Annotated in this window: 4 protein-coding genes; 2 read left to right on the top strand and 2 right to left on the bottom strand. The window is 71.6% G+C overall.

The annotated features are described in order from the left end of the window. Positions 1 to 82 precede the first annotated feature (82 nt). Together ACIOMQ_RS17650 and ACIOMQ_RS17645 are read left to right on the top strand one after the other, a co-directional pair. On the top strand, positions 83 to 493 hold the full coding sequence (locus ACIOMQ_RS17650; protein WP_362198261.1) for a cupin: 411 nt from the start codon (positions 83 to 85) through the stop codon (positions 491 to 493). Positions 494 to 797: 304 nt separating this feature from the next. Further along, entirely contained in the window at positions 798 to 1,328 is a 531-nt protein-coding gene (locus tag ACIOMQ_RS17645) for a hypothetical protein (RefSeq protein WP_362198258.1), read from the top strand. 81 nt (positions 1,329 to 1,409) lie between these two features. Here the strand turns inward: ACIOMQ_RS17645 and ACIOMQ_RS17640 are convergent, their stop codons facing one another. Together ACIOMQ_RS17640 and asnB are read right to left on the bottom strand one after the other, a co-directional pair. After that, entirely contained in the window at positions 1,410 to 21,452 is a 20,043-nt protein-coding gene (locus tag ACIOMQ_RS17640) for an SDR family NAD(P)-dependent oxidoreductase (protein WP_402189422.1), read from the bottom strand. After that, the gene (gene asnB, locus ACIOMQ_RS17635; protein WP_402189419.1) at positions 21,449 to 23,494 is read right to left on the bottom strand and encodes an asparagine synthase (glutamine-hydrolyzing); all 2,046 of its coding nucleotides are present in this window, start codon (positions 23,492 to 23,494) and stop codon (positions 21,449 to 21,451) included. The genes ACIOMQ_RS17640 and asnB overlap by 4 nt, the downstream gene beginning before the upstream one ends. Between the last annotated feature and the right edge of the window lie 2 nt (positions 23,495 to 23,496).

The following is a 23,496-nucleotide window of genomic DNA, read 5'->3' as shown; positions in this document are numbered from 1 at the left end:
GGGATGTTGCCCCGCCGACGGGCCACCACACCTGTCCCGCGATCCGCCGCCCCACAGAGAACCGACCGGAAGGAATACCGTCATGACGGCAACCCCCATCACGGCAACCCCCATCGACATGTTCGCCTCGGCGTTGCATTTCCACCCCGACGGCGGTGTCCGAGCCGCCGAACGGCAGATGACGAACAGTGACTCCGGCGCCTGGCAGATCGCGACCTTCCACGTGGAGACCGACGCCGACGTCCACGCCGACCACTGGGAGATGCACCCGGAGGCCGAGGAGGCGGTGTGCTGCCTGACCGGTGGCATCCGCCTCCACTTCCGTCCCACCGGGCCCGACGGCACCGAGGAGATGGTTCAGTTGCAGGCAGGCACCGCCGTGATCGTTCCTCGCGGCCGTTGGCACCGCCTGGAACTGGACGCCCCCAGCGACCTGATGTCGATCACCCTTCGCCACGGCACCCGCCTCGAAAAGCGCACCGTCACCCGCTGACCGGAAGGCGGCCCGGCAGACCCGCTGCCGGGACACCACCGGCCTCGCCCGCTCCTCACGGCGTTCCGGCGCGCCGCCGGCGGCCGTGCACCGAGCGACCGGGCCGCCGAACGCACCCGGATTCCCGCCCCGAAGGGGCGTGTCCGTCGGCTCTGCCCGATGGCGTGCAGACATATCCTGAGCGCGTCCGCGGGGGACAAACCGGACCCGTCCCACCCCGGTCGGCACGCATCGGGCCGTTTCCTTCTCGTCTCTCTTTCTCGTCTTCCGCCGCGGCGCCCGGACCGCCTCACGAGGATTTGCCATGACCATCCGGCCGAGGCCGCGCACCTGGGCGGACCGGGTCGGCCGCCGCACCGTACAGTCCCATGTCCTGTTCGGCGGAGTGTACGGAACAGTCCTGGCCAGCTCGTTGGTCGCCGCCCTCGCACCGCACGGCACCGGTCGCTCCTTCAGCTACCTCTACGACGCCGCGTGGCTCCTCATCACGGCGCTCGCCTCCGCGCTCGCCCACGGGTACGCGCATCTGGTCGCCGCACGCGGCGCATACGTCACTCACGGCCCACTCACAGCCCTTCGCTCCATGGTCGACGAGTGGCCCCTGCTCGTGGCGACGCTGCCGTCCCTCATCCTGCTCGTCGGGGCGGGTATGCGGTGGTGGCCGTCGGGCGGTATCGAATACGTGATTCTGACGGTGAACACCGTGCTGCTCTTCTCCTGGGGGCTGGCGGCGGGCCGGGCGGGCGGACGCAACTGGCCCACCTCGGTGCGCACCGGCATCGCCGACGCTCTCCTCGGCGTCGCCGTCATCGTCGCCAACACGGTGATCAAATGAGCCTTCGGTCACGGCAGCCTCAAGCGCGGACTCCGGTTGCCCCCCGCTCCCGGCCTGCCGACGGTCGGCGACATCAGGGCTTCACCCGTTGCGGACATGCCCGCACAGCCACTGATGCACTGCGAACGCCGTCGGCGCGGAGTGCTCCTCAAGCATGGAGAAGTGGTCGCCCGCCACCTCCAGCCGCTCGTGTTCCAGCGGCCAGCCGACGCGCGTCCCGTCGCCGAGCAGGCCGGACAGGGCCCTGACGTCCGCGGCCCCCACCAGCACGGTCCGGGTGGCCACCGGCCGGGGCCGCCAGCCTTCGAGCAGCTGCCCGTACCATGCCATCGCCGTGAACTGCTCGTCGACGACGGGCAATTGCGGGAACCGTTCGAGCAGGCGCCGTGTGATCACCGACATCCCGCGGGCCATGGCAGGACCGGTCGACCTGGGTGTGTCGAGCAGCACCAGCGCGGCGGGCGGGGCCTCGGCGGTCTCCAGCCGTCGTACGAGTTCATGGGCGAGCCAGCCTCCGGAGGAGTACGCCGCGAGCGCGAACGGGCGGTCCCGGAATCGCTTGAGCAGCGTCGTCGCCAGTGCGTCCGCGGCCGCTTCCAGGTTCAGGGGCAGTGGCTCCCCGGCCGCGTATCCGGGGGCGGAGGCCGTCCACACCTGACGGCGGTCGCGGAGCGCGGAGGCGAACTTCACGTACTGGTACGCCCCGGTGGGGGCGACGAGGGACGGCAGGCAGACCAGCGGTGGTTCCTGCTCGCCGTCCGACAACCGCAGGGTCTCCGTCGCGGGTCCGTTTCCGGCCGCGAAGGTCGGCCGGAGTCGTGCGGCGGCTGACAGCAGGTCACCGGCCTGTTCCGGCGTGCCGGTCTCCACCGCCGTGCGGAAGAGCTGGGCGACGGGGTGTGCCGACGCCCGTGACGTGTCCGCCCCAGGTGTCCGGGAGGCGGTGGCGGCGGGGGCCGGTTCGGCCGTCTCGGGCCGCAGACGCGCGATGAGGGCGTCCACGCGGGGACCGCCGGTCTCGATGAAGTGGGCGGTGAGTTCTCCGACCGACTCGGCGTCGAAGAGCAGGGTCGACGAGACGTCGCCGAGATCCTCGCGCAAGGCGTTCGTCAGCTGGAGGACGAGGATGGAATCCATCCCGTAGTCACTGAGCGGGGCCGAGAGAGCGATCCGGTCCGCCGGAATACCGAGGGTCCGCGCCGCCTGTTCACGGAGGTACCCCGCCATCGTCCCGGAGCGGCTCTCCGCGGCGGGAACGGGCGTGCTCCCCGTCCGGGCCTCGGCCTGCCCTGTCCGGGCCGGCACGGGTTCCGGAGCAGGTTCCGGAGCGGGTTCCCGCCCCGGCACGGGTTCCGGGGCGCGAACCGGTTGCGACGGTGCTCCGGCGTCGGGCTCCGGCCGGGGGCGCGATCGCCGCGTCGCGGATGTCCGGCGTCCTGGCGCCGTCTCCGCCTGGCACACGATTCCGTCGCTCTCGGCGGCGATGATCTGCTGCCCGAGCTCATGGGCCTGCGGCAGCACGAAGACGGACGACCGGAACCCTTCGCCCTCCAGCACCTCGCGCCAGTTGTCGGGCGACAGCGCCGGTGAGCCGGGTACGCGCAGCGAGTCGTCCTCGAAGAGCCACCAGCCCTCCAGCAGTCCGAAGGTGAGATGGCTGAAGATGTCGAACGCGGCGAGTTCGTTCAGCAGCAGCCAGCCTCCGTCGCGCATGGCCGCCTTCGCGTTGCGGATCGTGTTGCGGGTGTCGCGCGTCGCGTGCAGCACGTTGGCGGCGATGACCAGGTCGTAGCTCCCGCCCTCCACGCCCTGTCCCGCGAGCGGCCGTTCGGCGTCGAAGCGGGCGTACGAGAGGTACGGCGTCCGTGGCCCGTACGCGGTCCGGGCGTGGTTCAGGAACGCCTTCGAGACGTCGGTGTACGTGTAGGTCTCGATGTGCTCCTGGAAGGGACGCAGCGCGGCGAACATGCCGACGCTGGTGCCGCCCGTGCCCGCGCCGATCTCCAGGATGCGCAGGCGCGCGCCCGGATCCAGCCGCAGCCGCTCGGCGACGACGGCGGTGGCCGCGTCGGCCATGGCCCGGTTGTACATGTCGGCGACCCGGTTGTTCCGGTACGTGCCTTCGACGAGGGCGACGGAGCCCCGCGGGAACAGGATGTCGGTGGGCCGGGTCCTGCCGGTGAGGATGTCGGGCAGTGCCCGCAACGTGGCGTCGAGGAGGGCGGCTTCGGCCTTCTTGTCGGGGTCCGCGGACCACTCCGCGCGGTACCGGTCCCACTCGCGTCGGACGTCCTCCAGCGGCGGGGCCGACGCCGGCACGACGCGGAGCGCGTGATCGAGCCACGTGTCGTACCTCGTCAGGATTCCGGCGCGGTCACGGAGTTCCGTGACCCGGGTGTCATGACCGCGGGTGTCCGGAGTTCCGGGACCGGGCAGGCCGCCGAGTGCTTCGAGATGTGCACGGAGCAGGCGTGCGAGGAGCGGATCGCGTTCGGTCCTGCGCCATGCGGCGACCGCGCGCAGGACCTCGCGCTCGGCGGGCGCCCCGACTCCGGCCACGACCGCGTCGGGTGCGACGCGGGTCCGCGCCCGCTCGTACACGGTCACCCGTGCGGCCGGATCGATGCCCGTGAGGGCGTCGGGCCGCCTCGACCTGATGAAGCCCACCTGCCGCTGGGGACCGCCGAGGAGCGTTTCGAGCGCCCGCATCGCCTCGGGCGGCTCGATCGAGACGAGCCCCCAGCGCGCCATGCTCTCCCGGTGGCGTTCCGACGAGGCGCTGCCGGTACTCCCCCACCATCCCCAGTTCATCACCTTCACCGGGTGGGTCCGGTGCCGGGAGAGGTGGTGGGCGTAGGCGTCGCTGAAGGTGCATCCCGCCGCGTAATTGCTCTGCCCGGCGGCCGTCGTGAACGACTGGACCGACGAGAAGAACAGCAGGAAGTCGAGGGCGTCCTCCGCGAAGGCCTCGGCGGTGGCGACGCCGGCGTCGATCTTCGCCGTGAGACCTGCGCGGAGTGTCGCTTCGTCCATCCTGGCCAGGCTCTGGTCCCGCAGCACGAGCGCTGCCTGGATCACGCCGTGGATCCGCGGGTGGTGCTCCTTGATCTGTGCGCGGGCGCGGCGCAGCGAGGCGGGGTCCGCGGCGTCCGCGGACACGTAGCGCACATCACCGCGGCAGCTGCGCAGCTTCGCGTCGATCTCGGCGTCCTGCGGGCGCCGCCCGATCCAGATGACGTGCGCGCCGTAGCGTTCCACGACGTACTGGGTCCATACGGTGCCCAGACCGCCCGCGCCGCCGATCACGACGTAGACGCCGCCCTCCCGGTACGCCTGTTCCTCGGCGTTCCCCGGCTCGTCGGGCACCCAGCGTCGCACCAGCCACTGGCCCGCGCGGCGCACCAGGGTGTCGCCCGCCGCATGCTCGGGGAGGGCCAGGAGATCCGCGGGCGGGGTGGCGGTGTCGAGGTCGGTCCGGTGGACCGACCAGTGGGCGTACTCGTGCGCGAGTGATCCGAAGAGGCCGTGCAGCCCCGCGTGGGCAGGCGCTGTCGGCTCCGTGTCGTGCGTGGCCAAAGCGCGCCGCGTGACCAGTGTGATGGCGAGCGGGCGTGCGTCGTGCCCGGTACGGATGAGCGCCTTGATCATGCGGAAGGCCGCGATCACACCCTCCTCCTGGGCCGCGACGAAGCCGGCGGTGTCCGTCGGTGCGAGGGCCGAGGGGGTGCCCGGTTCCGCGTCGGGCGCCATCCAGACGAGGTGGCTGACCGGAGCGGTGGTCCGGAGCCGGCCGGCCAGCTCGTCCGTCGATGCTCCGGGGGCGGGGTCCCATGCCGTGACGCGCGGGTACCGGTGGGCGAGCACGGCCCGTTGGCCGGCCGTTCCTCCCACCACCAGGACGTGGTCCGGGTCCGGGGCGCGTCCGCCGGCCGGGGGCCCGGGTACGGGTTCCCACACCGGTGCGAACAGGTCCGGCACCGGTTCCTTGGCCCTGCGCGAGGTGTAACCGGTCATGCGGACGCAGACCTCGCCGTCCTTGTCGACGAGGTCCACGTCGAGTCTGCTCAGCGGGGTCACCGTCCGCGCCGCGTCGGCGACCCGGACGACGGCCCACACCGAGGCCGGGCACGGGGCCAGGAGCTCAAGGCGGTCGAGCGCGAAGGGCACCACCGTCTCCGGAGGTTCCGCGCCGTCGGTGAGGTGGAGCGCGATCGAAGCCTGGACGGCCGAGTCCGTCAGAGCCGGGTGCAGGACGTACGGTGCGGCCGGGTCCGCCTCGGAGGGCAGGTCGAGTCCGGCGAGGACGGTAGCGTCACCGACGTATGCCTCGCGGACGGCACGGAGCGACGGTCCGTGGACGATCCCCATCGAGGCCAGTGCCTCGCGGATGCGTTCGGCGGATACGGTTCGCGCGCCGTTCGCGCGAAGCGGCGCGAGTGCGACGCGGGCGGGGCGGGGCGTGCCGGAGACCGATACGCGCCCTGTGGAGCACACGACGGAGTCTGCGGCTCCCTCGGTCCGCGAGCTGATCTCGAAGGTGAGGTCGTCGCTCTCCGCCGCCGCCTTCACCAGGACTTCGACGCTCAGGGGTGCTCCGTCCTGGACAATCGGCCGCATCCAGGCGATGTCGCTCATCCGCAGGGGCGTCGTCGCGTCGATGCCCAGCGCACGGACCGCGGTCTCCCGTGCCATTTCGAGGTGGACGACGCCCGGGAGGACGCGCTGTCCGCGCACGGTGTGGTCGCGCAGGACGGACTCGTCGCCCTTGAAGACGGTGGTGGCACGCAGCGTGCCCGGCACGTCCGCCCTGTTCTCCACGGCGGACGACTCGTGGATCAGCGGATGCGCCACCACCGGCCGGTGCAGCGCGGCACGGAGCGGCGCGGGCGGGGCGGCCGGGGGCAGGGGTCCTGCCCAGTGGCTCTCCTGGGCGAAGGGGTAGGCCGGCAGCGGCACCCGCAGATGGGTTCCCGCCGCGAACACCGCGCCGTAGTCGAGTTCCGCTCCCTGGGTGAAGTACCCGGCGAGCGCGGTGAGATCCGCGCGGTGGGAATCGGCGGAGGAGGCCCGTACCGGGTCCGCGCAGCGGCGCAGGCACTCGTCGCCCCCACTCGGTTCCGGGCCCGCCCCGGTCCGGCCCCTCGGCGCCGCGCAGCCGGTGAACGCGTCCGTTCCGTCGAGCCCTGCGTCGAGGATCCTCAGCAGCTCGGTGCGGTCCCGCACCACGCAGGCGAACCGGTGGGCGAATCGGGCCCTGCCGACCGCGAGCGTGTGGGCGAGGTCCCCCAGATCCGGGGAGTCCGCACGGCGGCAGTGTGCCGACAGCCGGGCGACCTGCTGGGCCAGTTGCTCGCGTGAGCGGGCCGAGAGGAGGACGAGGTGGGCGGGGCGGGGCGTACGGGTGCGGGAGGAGGCCGGCGCCTCCTCGATCACGAGGTGCGCGTTCGTACCGCTCGCGCCGAAGGAGCTGACGGCACCGCGTCGGGGGCCGCCGTCGGAGGGAGTCTCCCAACGGTGGTCGCGCGTGCTCACGTAGAAGGGGCTGCCGTCGAGGCCGATGGCGGCGTTCGCGGTCTCGAAGTGGAGCGAGGCGGGGATCCGTTCGTGCCGCATGGCGAGGAGGACCTTGAACACGCCGGCGATGCCCGCGGCGAACTGGGTGTGGCCGATGTTGGTCTTGATCGAGCCCAGCGCGCAGTATCCGGTCTTCCCGGTGCCCGCCCGGAACGCCCGGTCGAGCGCCGAGAATTCGATGGGGTCGCCGAGCGGGGTTCCCGTTCCGTGCGCCTCGACGAGCCGGATGGTCCCGGCGTCGACGCCGAAGGACGCGTAGGTGTCCCGGAGCAGGCGCTCCTGCGAGACGGAGCTGGGCGCCGTGATCCCGTTGGTCGCACCGTCGTGGTTGCTGCCCGTGGCGCGGATCACCCCGTGGATGTGGTCGCCGTCGGCCAGGGCGTCTTCGAGCCGCTTGAGTACGAGAACGCCCACGCCTTCGCCCGGCACGAAACCGTCGGCGCGGTGATCGAAGGTGTGGCACCGTCCGGTCGCCGAGAGCATTCCGGCGCGTCCGGCCAGTTCGTAGAGACGGGGCGTCGACTGGACGAAGACTCCGCCCGCCAGGGCCGTGTCCATCTCGCCCGACCAGAGCCCGCGGCACGCCAGGTCGATTGCGACGAGTGAGCTGGAGCACGAGGTGTCGACGGCCAGCGCGGAACCTCTCAGGTTGAGGAAGTACGAGACCCGGGCCGGGATGAGGGACGCGTTGTTCCCCCAGAACGCATGTGCGGGCCCGTCGTCCCCGACGACCTCCCGGTAGTCCCCGTTCCAGCAGCCCACGTACACGCCGCAACGGGCTTCGTCCAGTTGCCCGCCGGCGTATCCCGCGTCCTCCAGCGCCTTCCACGCCTCTTCGAGGAGCAGACGCTGCTGCGGGTCCATGGCCGCGGCCTCGACTCCCGAGATCCCGAAGAACTGCGGGTCGAATGCGTCGATCCGGTCCAGGAATCCGCCGCTCGTGCAGCGCGGCGATCCGTCGGTGCCGGTGCCGGTGCCCCGGAGATTCCAGCGGGTCGCCTCGGTGACGAGGTCGTCGCCGTTCACGAGGTGTGTCCAGAGGTCGTCGAGGGTGTCGGATCCGGGAAACCGCCCGCTCATTCCGACGATGGCGACCGGCGACCGGTCGGCGGCCGGACGGGAGGAGCCCGGGGCGGGCGCGGTCCCGGGACGGGCCGCGACGGCGGCGTTCGGGGCCGGGGCCGGGACGCCGATGGCGCCGTACTCCGCGAGCAGATGCGCGACGAGGCGATCGGGCGAACTGTGATCGAAGACGACACCGGTCGAGAGGTCGAGTCCGAACGCCTCGTTGAGCAGATGCACGAGACGGACCGCGAGGATGGAGTCGAGTCCGTGGTCGGCGAATGCGAGCGCGCCGTCGATCTCGTCCTGCGGCATGGCCAGCACTTCCGCGATCTTCGCACGCACGGTGCGGGCGACGCTCTCGTCACGCGTGGGATCACCCGTGGTGCGGGCTCCGCCGTGAGGGGTGCCGTTCCGGGGCTGGGGTACGGCGGCTGCCGCGGCGCCGACGGTTTCAGCACCCCGAACCGGCGCCAGGTCCCCGATCCAGAACCGTTCCTTCGCGAACGGGTACGTCGGCAGTGACACCCGGCGGAGCAGCGGCGCCGGGTGCAGCTTCCCCCAGTCCAGCTCCACGCCGTCGACCCAGAGAGCAGCCAGCTTGTCGAGCCTCCCCGCTCCGGCCCACCGCTCGACGAGGAGCTCCCGCAGGTCTTCGTCGGCGGCGATCTCGGCGACGGTGCCCCGGGCGGGCCCGGCATCGCCCCGGTGGAGGCCCGGTATCGCCGCCCCGTCCCCCGCCGTCGCGTACTCACGCAGTACGCGACGGAGCTCGGAGAGGGAGGACACGGTCGACGCCAGGCGTTCCTTCATCGCCTGACGTCCGGTCTGCAGGGTGAAAGCGAGATCGGCCAGACCGACGTCCTCGCGTTCCGGATCGCTGCGTTCGAGGAATGCCACCAGGCGCGCGGCGGCCTGCCGAAGCCGCTCCGGTGTCCGCGCCGAGAGCACGACCAGGTGCTCGGCCCCCTCGTCGCGAACCACCTGGTGTGCGGCGTCCTTCGCCACGTATTCCTCGATGATGACGTGCGCGTTCGACCCGCCCGCTCCGAAGGACGAGACCGCCGCGATCCGCGGGCCCTTCGACTCCCAGGGCGCGAGGGTCCGCTGGACGAAGAACGGCGTCTCCTCGAACCGGATGCCCGGGTTCAGTTCCTCGCTGTGCAGGCTCGGTACGAGTGTCCGGTGCCGGAGCTGAAGCACGGTCTTGGTGACGCCCGCGATGCCCGCGGCGGCCTCCAGGTGCCCGATCGCCGACTTCACGGATCCGATCGCGCAGAACTGCTTCTCCCGCGTCGACTGTCCGAAGGCGAGCGAGAGCCCCTGTACCTCGATCGGATCGCCCAGTTCCGTGCCCGTGCCGTGCGCCTCGACGTAGCTCAGCTCCCGCGCCGGTACCCCGGCCCGGGTCAGCGCGTCGCTGATCAGCTCCGCCTGGGCGGTCGGGCTGGGCACCGTGTAGCCGTTGGACCGGCCGCCGTGGTTGATGCTCGTCCCGCGGACCACGGCCAGGATCCGGTCCCCGTCCGCGAGGGCCCGGCCGAGTGGCTTCAGGAGCACCGCGCCGACGCCCTCGCCGGGCACGAAGCCGTCACCGCCGCTGCCGAAGCTCCGTACGTGCGCCTGCGACGACAGCATGGTGGAACGGCACAGTTCGACGTAGTCGGACGGGTGCAGATAGAGGTTCACCCCACCGGCGACGGCCAGCTCGCAGGCGCCCCGGCGCAGATGTTCGCATGCCTCGTGAATCGCCGTGAGCGACGACGAGCACATCGTGTCGACCGTGAGGCTCGGTCCTCGGAGGTCCAGGACGTACGAAGCCCGTGCGCTGAGCGAGGCGAAGGAGAGCGACGGCACGATCGTCTCGCCCGACGGCAGGAGCGCCGCGCCGTGCCGGGCGTGGCCGGACTTGGTCACGCCGGCGAAGACGCCGACCCGCCGCTGGTGGCGGCGCGCCAGCTCCTCGGGGGTGTAGCCCGCGTCCTCGATCACTTCCCAGGCGGCCTGGAGGAAGAGGCGCTCCTGCGGGTCCATCGCATAGGCGTCGCGCGGGGCGATCCGGAAGAAGCGCGGATCGAACGCGTCGAAGTCGTCCAGGAATCCGCCCCACTTGCTGTAGCTGCGGCCCGTGGCGACGGCTGTGGCACGATCCGGTTCGTAGAAACCGTCGAGCGGCCATCGGCCGGCCGGGATCTCGGTGACGCAGTCGCGCCCCGCCTTGAGGTTCTCCCAGAACTCCTCGGTGTTCCCGGCCTGCGGATAGCGCCCGCTCATTCCGATGATCGCGATCGCGTCGTCCCGGCCGGGACGGCCGACGGCATCGGGCGCGGTCGGCGAGTGCCGTGGTGCCGGCGCGGTGACCGCTTCGGCCGGTTCGTCCGTCCTTTCGGAAACGGGCGCGGAAGCGGAAGCGGGCACGGGCGCGGAAGCGGGCACGGCGTGTTCCCCGGCGAGTCGCCCTGCGACGGCGCGCAGCGTCGGGAATTCGTAGAAGAGGGTGGTCGGGACCTCGCCGTACAGCGCGGACAGTTCCCTGTTGAGCTGCACGACCATGACTGAGTCGAGCGCGAGGTCGGCGAGCGGCCCATCGGCGTCGACGACGTCGACGGGGAGCTTGGTGACCCGGGCGAAGAGCTCGACGACGGACCGGAGCGTCTCCCGTGCACGGCCCGCGGTTGCCGTCCTCCGTGGAAGAGCGGGCGACGGGGAGGACGCGGACACGTCCTTCGCCGTCTTCGCAGACGCGGGCACGGCCTTCGCCGTCTCGCCGTGATGGACCCATACCCGGTCCTCGCCGGCCTCGCCGAGCCGCCAGGCGCGCAGGAGGGCCTCGACCCCCTCGTCCGACTCCATGGGAACCAGGCCCCGGTCCTGTCGGAGGCGGGCGCGTGCCGCGTCGTCCACGGTCATCCCGCCGTCCTTCCAGAGGGGCCAGGCGATCGCCGTCGTGCGGCCCGCGCGCTCGCCCGCGGCCACGCGTGTGTTGCGCACGGCGGCGTACGCGTCGAGGTAGGCGTTCGCGGTGGCGTAGTCGGACTGACCGGGGTTTCCGGTGACGGCGGCACCGGAGGAGAAGAGGAGGAGGAAATCGAGCGCCAGGTGCGCCGTGGCCCGGTCCAGGTGGACCGTGCCGTCGACCTTGGGGGCGAGCACCTCGTCCCACTGCTGGGCGGTCTTGTTCACCAGGCGGGCGTCCTGGATCACGCCTGCGGCGTGGACGATTCCGTGGATGCCGCCGGATTCCTCGTCCACGCGCGCGACGAGGTGCCGCACCTCCTCCCAGCGGGAGACGTCCGCGACGGCGTACCGGGCCGCGGCGCCGGCTTCCCGCAGTTCGGCGAGCAGCCGGTCCACGCGTGCGTCCTGCGGGGACCTGCCGACGAGGACGAGCGTCGGGCCGACGGCGTCCCGTGCGATCCGTCGCGCCACGAGGGCACCGATGCCGCCGGCGCCGCCCGTGATCAGGTACACGCCCCCGGCTCGCCAGGGCGTGCGCGTGCCGTCGGACGTCTTCGGCTCCCAGGTCCGCACCTGGCGTTCGGCGCCGCGGTGGAGCACGAGTTCGTCTTCCGCGTGTCGCGCGTTCATCACGACGATCGCCGCGATCTCGTCCGCGCCGTGTTCACCTTCGAGTCCGAGAACCTGCCCGGCGACCGGGTGTTCGAGCGACGCCGTGCGCAGGAGTCCCGTGAGGGCCAGGCCGACCGCTTCCGCGCCCCCCGCCGGTGTCACCACCTGCACGAACGCGGGTCGGTCGGGCGTCTCCGGGGCGATGTCGCGGATGATCTCGAACACCTGCCGCGAGAGGTCGGTGAAGCGGCTCTCCGGGCGCGTCTTCGTCGTCGTGACGGTATGGCAGCGCGCGTGGGGCAGGCGGCGTCCGACGCTGTCGCGCGCGGTCGCCGCGGCACCGCACAGGATGACGACATGGCGCCGGTACGGGTCCTCGCCGGACCGGCCGGCCGTCGCGGGCTTCGACGTCCAGCGCGGGACCAGGAGTGTCGTCCCGATCGATGGACCGGGGTCCTGCGCCGCGCCGGTGCCGGCAACGCCGGTCCCCGCACCGCCGGCCGGGATCCAGTACCTGTCCCGTGCGAACGGGTACGTGGGCAGATGGGTGCGCCGCGGCCGGGCGGAACCGGCTGCGCGGTCGTACAGCGCCTGCCAGTCGACATCGGCGCCCGCGCTCCAGCGGGCGAGCACGTCGGCGGATTCCGTACCCCGGCCCGGCCCCGTGCCGTCCTGCGGACCGGACGTTCTGCCCCCGGCGAACGCGCGGAGCCTCTCCGCGAGTTCGTCGTGCGATGCGACGGTCCAGCCCACTCGTTCGGCCATGGCCTCGCGCCCGACCTGGAGCGTCCAGCCGATCGAGCCGAGCGGGGCGGGACGGGGCGTCCTCTCCAGGTGGGCGAGCAGCATCCGCGCCCGCTCGCGGAGTTGCTCCCGGGTACGTGCGGAGAGGGGGACGGCGACGCTGTTCCCCGCGCTGCCGGTGTCCTCGTCGCGACCGGTGTCCGGCGTGCCCGGCCCGGTGTATTCCTCGATGACGACGTGGCAGTTCGCACCGCCGAACCCGAAGCTGCTCACCCCCGCCCGCCGCGGCGCGAGCACGCCGTCGCGGCCGCGGGGCCGCTCCCACGCCTCGCGTTCGCGCACGATGCGGAACGGGCTGCCGTCGAGTGGGACGAACGGGTTGATCTCGTCGCAGTTCCGGGTCGCCGGCAGGGTGGCGTGCTCCATCGCGAGGAGCACCTTGAGGAGCCCGGCGATGCCCGCGGCGGCCTCCAGATGGCCGATGTTGGTCTTCACCGAACCCAGTCCGCAGGTGCCCCGGCCGGTGCTTCCCAGCCGCTGGAAGGCGGTCCGGAGGGCGCGCACCTCGACGGGGTCGCCCAGGGCCGTGCCGGTGCCGTGGGCTTCCACATAACCGACCGTGCCGGGGTCGACGGCCCCCATCGCCTGCACCACGAGATCGGACTGTGCGGCGCCGTTCGGCGCGGTGAGGGAGTTGGCCCGCCCGCCGTGGTTCTCGGCGCTGCCGACGATGACGCCGAGGATCGCGTCGCCGTCGCGCTCGGCGTCGGCCAGGGGCTTGAGAACGACGGCGCCGACGCCCTCGCCCCGGACGTAGCCGTCCGCGTCGCTCGCGAAGGTCTTGCACCGCCCGTCCGGGCTCAGCATGCCGGCCCGCCCCGCGCTGACGAACGTGTCGACGCTGAGGAGAAGGTTCACCCCGCCCGCTATCGCCGCGTCGCAGGCCCCGGAGCGGATCGCTTCGACGGCCCGGTGGACTGCGACGAGCGAGCTCGAACAGGCCGTGTCGACCGGCTCGCTCGGGCCGTGGATGTCGAGCACGTAGGAAATGCGGTTGGCGAGCATGGAGTGCGCGTTCCCGGTGGAGGTGAACGCGTCGGGCGGAGTGCCGTGCGCGGCGAGGAGGGTCGCGTAGTCGGTTCCCGAGACACCGAAGAAGAGCCCGGTGTTCCTCGGCAGGCCGGAGGGGGCGTACCCGCTGTGTTCCAGCGCGTTCCAGACCGTTTGGAGCGCCAGTCGGTGCTGGGGGTCCATCAGCTCGGCCTCGCGCGGCAGGATCCGGAAGAAGGCGGCGTCGAAGGCGTCCACATCGTCGAGGACGCCCGCGTGGCGCGGGAAGTCGGAGGACTCCACGACGCGCGCGTAGGCGGCGTCGTAGCGGTGGAGGGGGAACGCCGTGACGCTGTCCCTCCCTTCGGCCAGGTTCGACCAGTACGCGTCCAGATCGGGGGCGCCGGGAAAGCGCCCCGCGGCTCCGACGACGGCGACCGGCAGGGGCGGTGCCCCGGGCGCCGGGCGCCCGGGAACGGCCTCCTCGGCCGCATGCCGCCGGACCGCCGCGGATCGCGGCAGGTTGCCGGGGGCGGGGGCGGGGCCGGGCTCCTCGGGCGGGGCCGCCGGACGCGACCGCTCGTAGGCCGAGCGCAGGGGTTCCTCGTACTCCGCGGCGAGGTGCCGGCCCAGCGAGTCGAACGTATTCAGGTCGAAGAAGACCGCGGGGGTCAGATCGATGCCGAGCCGGTCGCGCACCTGTCCGGCCAGGGCGACGAGCGAGATCGAGTCGAAGCCGAACGCGTCGAAGCCTGTACGGGCGTCGAGCTCGCCCGCGTCGAACTTGAGGATGCCGCTCGCCATGTCACGCAGTTCGTCCGCCGCGTAGGAGGCGAGGTCGCCGCAGACCTCTCCCGCCGCCTCCGCCGTTTCCTCCGTCTCCGTGCCGGTGCCCGCCGCTCCGTCCGACGCTCGCGCCCTCACGTCCGGGCCGGTCCGCGGTGCTTCACCGTCGCCGCACCACAGGTCCGAGAGCACCGCGACCACCCCGCCGTTCCGGTCCAGCAGACCCACACGCCCGCCGAGACCGTCCGGCTCGGCGGTCAGGTCGAAGACGACGTACTTCACCGCCTCCGCGGCACCGCTCCCGTCGGCGAAGAGCCGGATCTCGTCGATCCGGCGGGGTGCGGTCCGTGCCCAGTGCGGTGAGCCCGTCCGCTTCGCTTCGAACTGGAGGCCCTGCGCGACGGCCGCGAGGGTGTGCGGGGCGAGGGTGACGTTCGGCCCCACATGGTCCCGCCGGAGTTCGGGCGGGCCGACTTCGAGCACCAGCCGCCCGTCCGCCAGGCGGTACGCCTTCTCGGTGCCGCTGAGTTCCGGTGTGTAGCCGAGGGCGCCCTCGGCCAGTTCCATGAGGAACTCGGCGCGGGAGAGCGGGGCCGCGGCGCCGGTCGCGGGTGCTCCGGCCGGGAATCCGGCGAACGGTTCGGCCGGGGACGAATGGGCCGACGGCGCCCCGGCGGCGCCACCGGCCCGCACGTCGAACTCCGCCACCGCCACCCGCGCTCCCGAGGCCTCCTCCACGAACACCGCGCCGGAGGCCGTCGTGCGGTCGGCGGCGTCGAAGACCGTCACCAGGCGCGCGGCAGCCGTCCAGGCGACCGGCGCGAGGAGGCGAAGGCGGCGCACGAAGGCGCCGTCGGCGAATCCGGAGACCCTGGTGACGGCGATCGCCAGCTCTATGGCGAACGTCGGTACGATCCCGGGCGTCCGGTCCTGCCGCTCTCCCGATGTGTACCCGTAGTCGAGGAGGTCGTCGAGGTGTACGTCGAGTACGTACCGCAGCCCGCTCACGTCCGATTCGTTCCTGCCGAGCAGCGGGTGGAGCTTCTCGCGGAGGGCCAGCGGTGCGACCACGGACGGTGCTCCCTTCTCCGGGGCGACCCAGCAGCGCACCCGCTCGAAGGGGTACGGGGGGAGCGAGACCCGCCGGGGCCTGGGTGAACCCCCCTCCACGTCGCGCCAGTCGACGTTCTTCCCGTCGACCCACGCGGTCGCCAGTTCGCGCGGACCCTCGGACCTCGGGTCGGTGCTCGTGAGCGCCGACCCGAGGTCGCGGTCTCCCGCCAGATAGCGGTCCACGGCGGCGACGGCCTTCTCGGAGGTCTTCGCGAGGAATGCCCAGCGGCGCGGGAGCTCGTTCCTGCCCACGCGGAGCGTGAAGGCGATCGACGCGAGATCCGCCTCCGGGCCGGCTGCGAGATACGCCCGGAAACGGGCGAGCCACGCTTCCAGGGCGGCATCGTTCGTCCCGGAGAAGACGAAGAGCTCCTCGCGCCCGTCGCTCCCGCCGTGCGGACCGCCGTCCGTACGCACGTACTCCTCCACGATGATGTGCGAGTTCATCCCGCCCGCACCGATCGATGTGATTCCCGCGCGTCGTGGATGGGTGATCCGCCGTCCGTCGACCGTCGTCACCACGGGCTCCCAGGCGGCGAGCTGCCGCTGCAGACGGAACGGCGTACGGGAGAAGTCGATGTCCGGATTCGTCACGTCGCTGTGCAGCGAGGGCGCGATCCTCCCCTTCTGGAGCTGGAGGAGCACCTTCGTGATGCCGATCATCCCGGCGGCGTGCAGGAGATGTCCCATGTTCGACTTGACCGAGCCGATCGCACAGAACTCGGTGTCCTGCGTGTACTTCCGGAAGGCCGTCGTCAGTGCCCTGGCCTCGATCGGGTCGCCCAGCGACGTTCCCGATCCGTGCGCCTCGACATAGCTGATGGTCCGTGGATCGACGCCCGCGTCGTCGATCGCCTTCTCGATCGCCCGTGCCTGCATACGCGGGCTGGGGACGGTGAACCCGTTGCGCACTCCCGCGTTGGCCAGGGCGGTTCCCTTGATGACCCCGTACACATGGTCGCCGTCGCGCTCGGCCTCGACGAGCGGCTTGAGGACGAGGGCCCCGACGCCTTCCCCGAGGATCGTCCCGTCCGCGCCCAGGCCGAAGCTCCGGATCACGTCCGAGGTCGTCGTCGTGAAGTGCTCGTGCGACGAGGTGATGAGGTTGTACGGGTGCAGGAGGAGGTTCACCCCGCCCGCGACGGCCATCCTGCACTCGCCTGCCCGCAGCATCTGCACGGCCTGGTGCACACAGGTCGAGGACCCCGAGCACATCGTGTCCACGAAGATCGAGGGGCCGGTGAATCCGTAGAAGTACGACAGCATGTTGGGGAGCGTCGCCGTGTAGCTGCCACTCGCCGCGGAGCCGCGCACGAGGCTGTTCTGGAATCCGTACAGGCCGTAGTGGTTGCTCATCGACCCGGCGAGGACGCCCACGTCGCCGTCGTACTGCCGCTGGATCGTCTCCCGCGAATAGCCCGCGTCCTCCAGCGCGTCCACCGCCGTCCGCAGGAACAGCCGGACCTCGGGCGACATGTTCTCCGCATCGCGCCTGGAGATGCGGAAGTACCGGGGATCGAACATGTCGATGTCCCGGAGGAATGTTCCGGTACGGATGGAACTCTTGCCGAGGACGCTCCGGTCGCGGCTGTAGAGCGCGTCGTGGTCCCAGCGTTCACGCGGTACTTCCCGGAATTCGTGGCGGCCTTCCTCAAGCATCGACCAGAGGTCGCCGAGTGTCTCCGCGCCGGGGTAGGCCCCCGCCACGCCGATGATCGCGATGTCGTGGTGGTCGTCGCGCCGCGCCCGTGGGTCGTCGGCGTCCGGCGCGGGGGTGGCCGGCGGTTCGCCGGCCGTTCGGGCTCCGGGTGCGCACCGTGGTGGCGCGGCGGGGGCCGGTGTGCCGCGCGGAGCGTCCGGTGCGGGGGGCGCGGACACCGGCGGGTCCTCGGTGTCGAGGATCGCCCGCAGCCTCTCGCCGTGTTCCGCGACGAAGTGGCCGGCGACGCCTTCGAGGGTGGTGTGCTCGAAGAAGATGGTCTTGGGGAGCGGGCCGAAGAGCACTTCGAGCGACGCGGTCGTCTCCAGGATGGCGAGCGAGTCGATCCCGTACTCGATGAGATTGACCGTCGCGTCGATGGTCCGGGGATCACGGTGCAGCACCTCGCCCAGGACACGGCACAGCAGAGCCGTCGTACGCTCCGTCAGCTCTTCCCCGGCGACGGCGGGAGTGGCGTGGACCGGTGCGGGGACGGGCGCGGCCGGGGGTGTGCGGTCGGGAGCGGCCGTGAGTGTCGCGGAGGCTCCGTACGCCACCACCACATGCGACGGCCCGTCGCTGAGGGTGCGGCCGAGTAGACGGAGTCCGGCCTCGGTGGGGAGCGGTTCCCAGCCGCGCTCCCTGCGCATCGCCTCCCTCGTCACATGATCCGCGGACATACCTCCGTCGGCCCACAGCGGCCAGCTGACGGCAACGGTCCTGCCGGTCCGCTCACCGGCGTCGACCAGCGCCTGACGGTGGCGGGCGAAGGCGTCCAGGAAGGCGTTGGCCGCCGCGTAGTCCGACTGCCCGGAGTTGCCGAACACCCCGGCCACCGAGGAGAAGACGACGAAGAAGTCGAGCGCGAGGTCGCGCGAGGCCGCGTCGAGGTTGAGCACTCCGTCGACCTTCGGTTCCAGCACCGCCCGGAGGTCGGCCGCGTCCTTGGTGAAGATGTAGGCGTCGCGCAGGACGCCTGCCGCGTGGACGATGCCGTCGACCCGCCCGTGCTCCCGTACGAGGGTGTCGACGGCGCGCTGCACGTCACCCTTCACGCCCACGTCGACGGGGAGGTAGTGGGCGTCGACGCCCGACTCGCGCAGTTCTCGCAGGGCCGCCTCACTCGCCGCCCCGGGCGCCGACCGGCCGCTCAGGACGACGGTGACGCCGGCGCGGCGTCCGAAGTACCGTGCGGTGTGCAGCCCCAGGCCGCCCAGACCGCCCGTGATCCAGTACACCCCGCCCTTCTTCAGCGGCGGGGTCCTGGGGCCCTCGTCCAGGTCGATGCCGACGGTGCGTGCCACGTGGCGTGTTCCGTCCGGGGCGTGGCGGACCTCGCAGTCGGCGCTCCGGTCCGCCGCCTCCGCACGGAGGGTCTTCTCGATACGTTCCGGCGGGGCGGCGTCGAGTTCCGCGACGCGCACGACGCGGCCGGAGATGCGCGGGTTCTCCAGGACGACGGTTCTGAACAGCCCGGTGAGCGGCGCGTGCACGTGCCGCGGCACCCGGTCGTCCACCAGGACGACGAACCGGTGCGCCTTCTTGGGGCTCGACCTGACCAGCTCCGCGACGTGCCCGAAGACCAGGTCGGCGGTGGAACCGACGCCGTCGGCGACGTGTCCCGGTGCGGCGTCGGGAAGGCGTGCGGCCGTGAAGCCTGTCATACCTTCGACGACGGCCAGGTGCGCGGCGGCCTTCCCACCCAGGTACACGTGCACGGACGGAGCGGCCGCCACGTCGTCCTCCTGCGGGGCGAGCGGCGACGGCGTCCAGTGGACGGCGGCGGTGACGACGTCCGCGGCGGTCCCGGGATCCTGCTTCGAGGCGTGCGTCCGCTGGACCAGCCCACGCAGGCGGGCGCTCACGACGCCCTCGGCGTCGCAGAGATCGATGTCGAACACGTCGAGCGTGCTGTGCTGTCCGCGACGCCGCACCCACGCCCATGTCTCGGACGCGCAGGGACCGTGCACCGACAGTTCCTCGCACACGAAGGGCATCGCCGGACCACCGGACCGCTCGCCCCCGCTCTCCGCCAGGAGCACGAGCGAGGACTGAAAGGCCGCGTCCAGGACGCTCGGGGGCAGGACGAAGCCCGCCTCCGTGCCCTGGCCGGCGTGCGGCTTCTCGATGCGGGCGATCAGCTCCCGTGCCCCCAGGCGGATCTCCCTCAGCCCGCGCATCGCGGGTCCGTACTCCAGACCCCGGTCCCGGAACGCCGCGTACACGTCCGCCGGCCTGCGCTCCCCCGGGCAGGCGGCCCGCAGCATGTCGAGATCGAGCCGTTCCGGTTCCTCGGGCCCCTGGATCTCCGCCGTGCCGGAACTGTGCACCACGGCCGTGCCCGTACCGGTGGAGACCTCGAAGGCGAATGCGCCGCCGTCCCGCGGGACGAGGCCCACGCCGACGTCGACGGGTGAGTCCCCCACGACGAGCGGGCGCCGCCAGGCGACGTTCCGCAGCCGGACGACCGCCGGCCACGCCGCGTCGCGCCCCGCCGCACGCACCACCGCGGCGCGGACCATTTCCACATGGGCGGCCGCGGGCAGCACCCGTTGGCCTCCTACCACGTGCGCCGCGAGGAACGGCTCCTGCCCGCTGAAGGTCGACCCGTAGCGTCCGCCGGTGCGGTCGGCGTCGCCGGTGTGCAGGAGCGGGTGGGGCACGCCGCCGACGCGCGCCGGCGACGACGCGACCGCCGTCCCCGCGTCCTGCGGCGGGGTCCAGAACCAGTGGCGCTCACGGGCGAAGGGATACCCGGGCAGGCGCACACGTCGTGGCGCCGTCCGTGCGGCACCCCGGCCACCGGCCTGCTCCGCCCGGTCCACCGTCCCGCCCCGCACCCAGTCGTCCGCTGCCCTCCTCAGCCCGGCCGGGTCCTCGCCCGCGCTTCGCACCGTCTCCCCCAGGTGGACCTGCCCGGCCTCGCCGGCTCCGTCCACGAACGCCCCCAGCAATGTGTCCAGTTCCGCGCGGTCGGCCACCACGAACGCGACCCTCGCGGCCATCTGCTCACGGCCGACGCGCAGGGTGTGGGCGATGTCCGGGAGCTTCTGCGAGGGCTGCTCGCGCAGATGGACGCGCAGGTTGCGCGCGACGGCCAGCAGTCGTTCCGGAGTCTTCGCCGAAAGGGGTACGAACTGGGCGCCCCGGTCGGGTGCGCCACTCGCGCCGTCGCCGGTGAGGTGCTCCTCGAGCACCAGGTGCGCGTTCGTGCCGCCGAAGCCGAACGAGCTGACCCCGGCACGGCGCGGCGGGATGCTCCCGTCCGCCGTCGCCGAAGGCGCGGCCCAGGGCTGGGTGTCCCGGACGACGTGGAACGGGCTGTCCTCCAGCCGGATGAGTCTGTTCTGCTTCTCGAAGTGGACCGTCGCGGGCAGCACCCCGCGCGCGAACGAGCTGATCACCTTGGCGATTCCGGCCACCCCCGCGGCCCCTTCGAGATGCCCGATGTTGGTCTTGACCGAGCCGATGCCGCAGCTGGCGGGCCGGGCGACCGTGCCCTGTGCCGCGTGCAGGTTCCGGAAGGCGCGCTTCAGGGCCATGATCTCGATCGGATCGCCCACGGGTGTCCCCGGGCCGTGGGCCTCGATATAGCTCACCGTCTCGGGACGGATTCCGGCGCGGGTGTAGAGGCGCTCGATGAGATTGGCCTGTGCGGTCGGGTTGGTGACGGTGAGGGAATTCGTCCGGCCGCCGTGATTCGTCGCGACGCCCTTGACGACCGCGTGTACGGGGTCGCCGTCTTCGACGGCCCGCGCCAGAGGTTTCAGGAGGAGGACGCCTCCCCCTTCACCGCGGACGTAGCCGTCGGCGTGCTCGTCGAATGCCCTCGCGCGACCGGTGCGCGACAGCATGCCCGCCTGGCTGAAGGCGACGAAGTGCTTCGGCGACCAGATCAGGTTGACTCCGCCGGCCAGCGCGAGAGCGCACTCTCCGTTCCGGAGGGCGCGGACGGCTTCGTACACCGACACGAGCGAACTCGAACAGGCCGTGTCGTTGGTGATGCTGGGGCCCTGGAAATCGAAGTGGTAGGAAATGCGGTTGGCAATGATCGAGTAGGCCGTGCCGGTGGGAAAGTAGACGTCCGTCCTGGTTCCTTCGCGTTCCATCAGCTCCGCGTAGTCCGCGTGGCAGACCCCCATGAAGACGCCGGTGTCCGTCCCCGCCAGTTCGCCCGCCGCGTATCCGGCGTTCTCTACGGCCTGCCACGCGAGTTCGAGGGCGATGCGCTGCTGCGGATCCATGCTCTCCGCCTCACGCGGCGAGATGTTGAAGAAATCTGCGTCGAAGCAGTCCGCGTGCTCGATGAAGCCTCCCCAGATGCTGTTCGTCTTCTGGGCGCCTCTCCTCGGATCCCCGAAGTAGTGCTCCTTGGACCAGCGTTCGGGGGGAACCTCCGAGATGAGCGATCGGCCGGCGACGAGGTGCTCGCCGAGTTCCTCCAGTGTGTCGGCGCCCGGAAGCCGCAGGGCGAGCCCGATGATCGCGACGTCCTCGGTCGCGGGGGCCGGTTCGACCGTACTCATCGGATTCCTCCTGCCTGGGGGAAGACCTGCCGGAAGGGCTCCGGCCTCCGGCCCTTCCGGTGGTCATGGATGGTCCGGATCTTCAGGCCGGGCTCCGCCGAAGTGCTCCGGTGGCTTCCCCGTCCCCTCACGAACCGGTGGTCGAGGACGGCGGTCGAGAGCAGGTAGAGGAAGGCCTGGTCTTCTTTCGTACTGATCTGCCGATCGGGTGCGGCCATGACTTTCGCCACCAGTTTCCGCGCGAATACGGGGTCGATGCAGTCGATCTTCTTCAACTCGGAGTCCGAGAGGATCAGGTCCAGATAGTCCGGCCGCTGCTGCTTGAAGACGGTCGCGCCGGGTGCGCGGTACGGCTGCTTCCGTCGTTTCAGGCTCGATTCCGGCAGCTCACCGCGGAATGCCTTCTTGAGGATCGCCTTCTCCTCCGAGCCGTCGTCGAACCTCAGGTTCACCGAAGCGGCCGCGCGCACCACGGCCGGATCGAGGAACGGGCAGCGGTTCTCGACACCGTGCGCCAGGCTCATTCGCTCTCCCTGCGTCGAGAGGAGATAGCCCGGGAGAAGGGTCTTGTATTCGAGCCACTGGGCCTTCTGGACCGGGCTCAGCGCGGCGTATCCGGGGGTCGCTCCCGTGAGTGCGAGGAGGTCCGCGAACGGATCGTCACGGCGTTTCAGCAGGCGTGCCGCGAAACGGCCGTTCTGGTAGCGGAGTTCGTGCGAGAAGAGGCCCGGCAGCCGTTCCACCGCGAACTGCTCGAAGAGGCCCGCCAGCCGTGCCCGGTTCGCGGGATCGAAGTGGCTCAGCTCCGGGTGCAGACTGCCGATCCTCGTCATCCGCTCGGCGTCCGTCAGTTCGTTCCACGACGCGCGCAGCAGTGTCTCGCGGAAGAGCGAATAGCCGAGGAACGCCTCGTCGGCGCCCTCGCCGCTGAGAACCACCCGAATTCCGGCGTCCCGGACGTGGCGGGAGAGGAGATACATGGGCACGAACGCGGTGCGGAATGCGGGGACTTCGGCGTGGTACACGGCCGCCGGGAAGTTCTCCACGATGTCGGCACTCGACACGGCGATGGACGAGTGCCGTGTCCGGAGATGCGACGCGACGACATGCTGGCTGCTCGACTCGTCGAAGGCCGTCTCCTCGAACTCCACGGAAAAGGTGCGCACCTCGCGCGGGGAGAGGTCCGTCGTCAGCTTGGTCACGATCGAGGAGTCGAGCCCTCCGCTCAGATAGACCCCGACCTCGACATCACTGCGCAGCCGCAGCTCCACGCTCTGCCGGAGGGTTTCGCGGACGAATACCTCCGCGTCGCGCGCGGTGCCGTCGAACGGTGGTGCCTCCAGGTCGAGTCCGGTGTATTCGTGCAGGGTCGTCCGGCCGCCGCCCACGGCCATCCAGCTCCCCATGGGGAGCTGGCGGATGTGCTGGAACGGGGCCCGGTCCGGCAGCGGTGTCCACACCGCGAAGGTGGAGGCGAGTTCGGTGGGATCGAGTTCGAAACGGAACCCCGGGAACGCCTGGAACGCCTTCATCTCGGAGGCGAAGAGGAATTCCCCGCCCCGGTCGCCTCCGCCGTCGCCACGGGTGCGGTCGACGTAGAAGAGGGGGCGCTTGCCGTATCTGTCGCGTGCCAGGAAGAGGTCACCGGACAATGCGTCCCGGATCGCGACCGCGAAGGCGCCGTTGCACCGGGGCAGGCACGCCGGCCCCCATTGGATCCACGCCCGCAGGAAGACCTCGGTGTCCGAACGGGTGCGGAACCGGTGGCCGAGTCCCCGCAGCTCTTCACGGAGTTCGACATAGTTGTACAACTCACCGTTGAAGCAGATCCAGTAGCGTTCCGTCGGATCCGCCATCGGCTGTACGCCCCGGGAGATGTCGATGATCGTCAGCCGGACTGTTCCCATGGCCATGCCGTCACTCAGGTAGTAGCCCGCCTCGTCCGGCCCGCGGTGGCGGATCAGTGACAGCATGGAGGTCATGACCTCGGGCGCGGCTTCGGTATCGAGCGACGGCGAGACGAACCCTGCGATTCCGCACATGC

It is taken from the genome of Streptomyces sp. NPDC087845 (assembly GCF_044742755.1).
In the GTDB taxonomy this organism is placed as follows: domain Bacteria; phylum Actinomycetota; class Actinomycetes; order Streptomycetales; family Streptomycetaceae; genus Streptomyces.
This window is presented reverse-complemented; position numbering and strand designations above follow the sequence as displayed.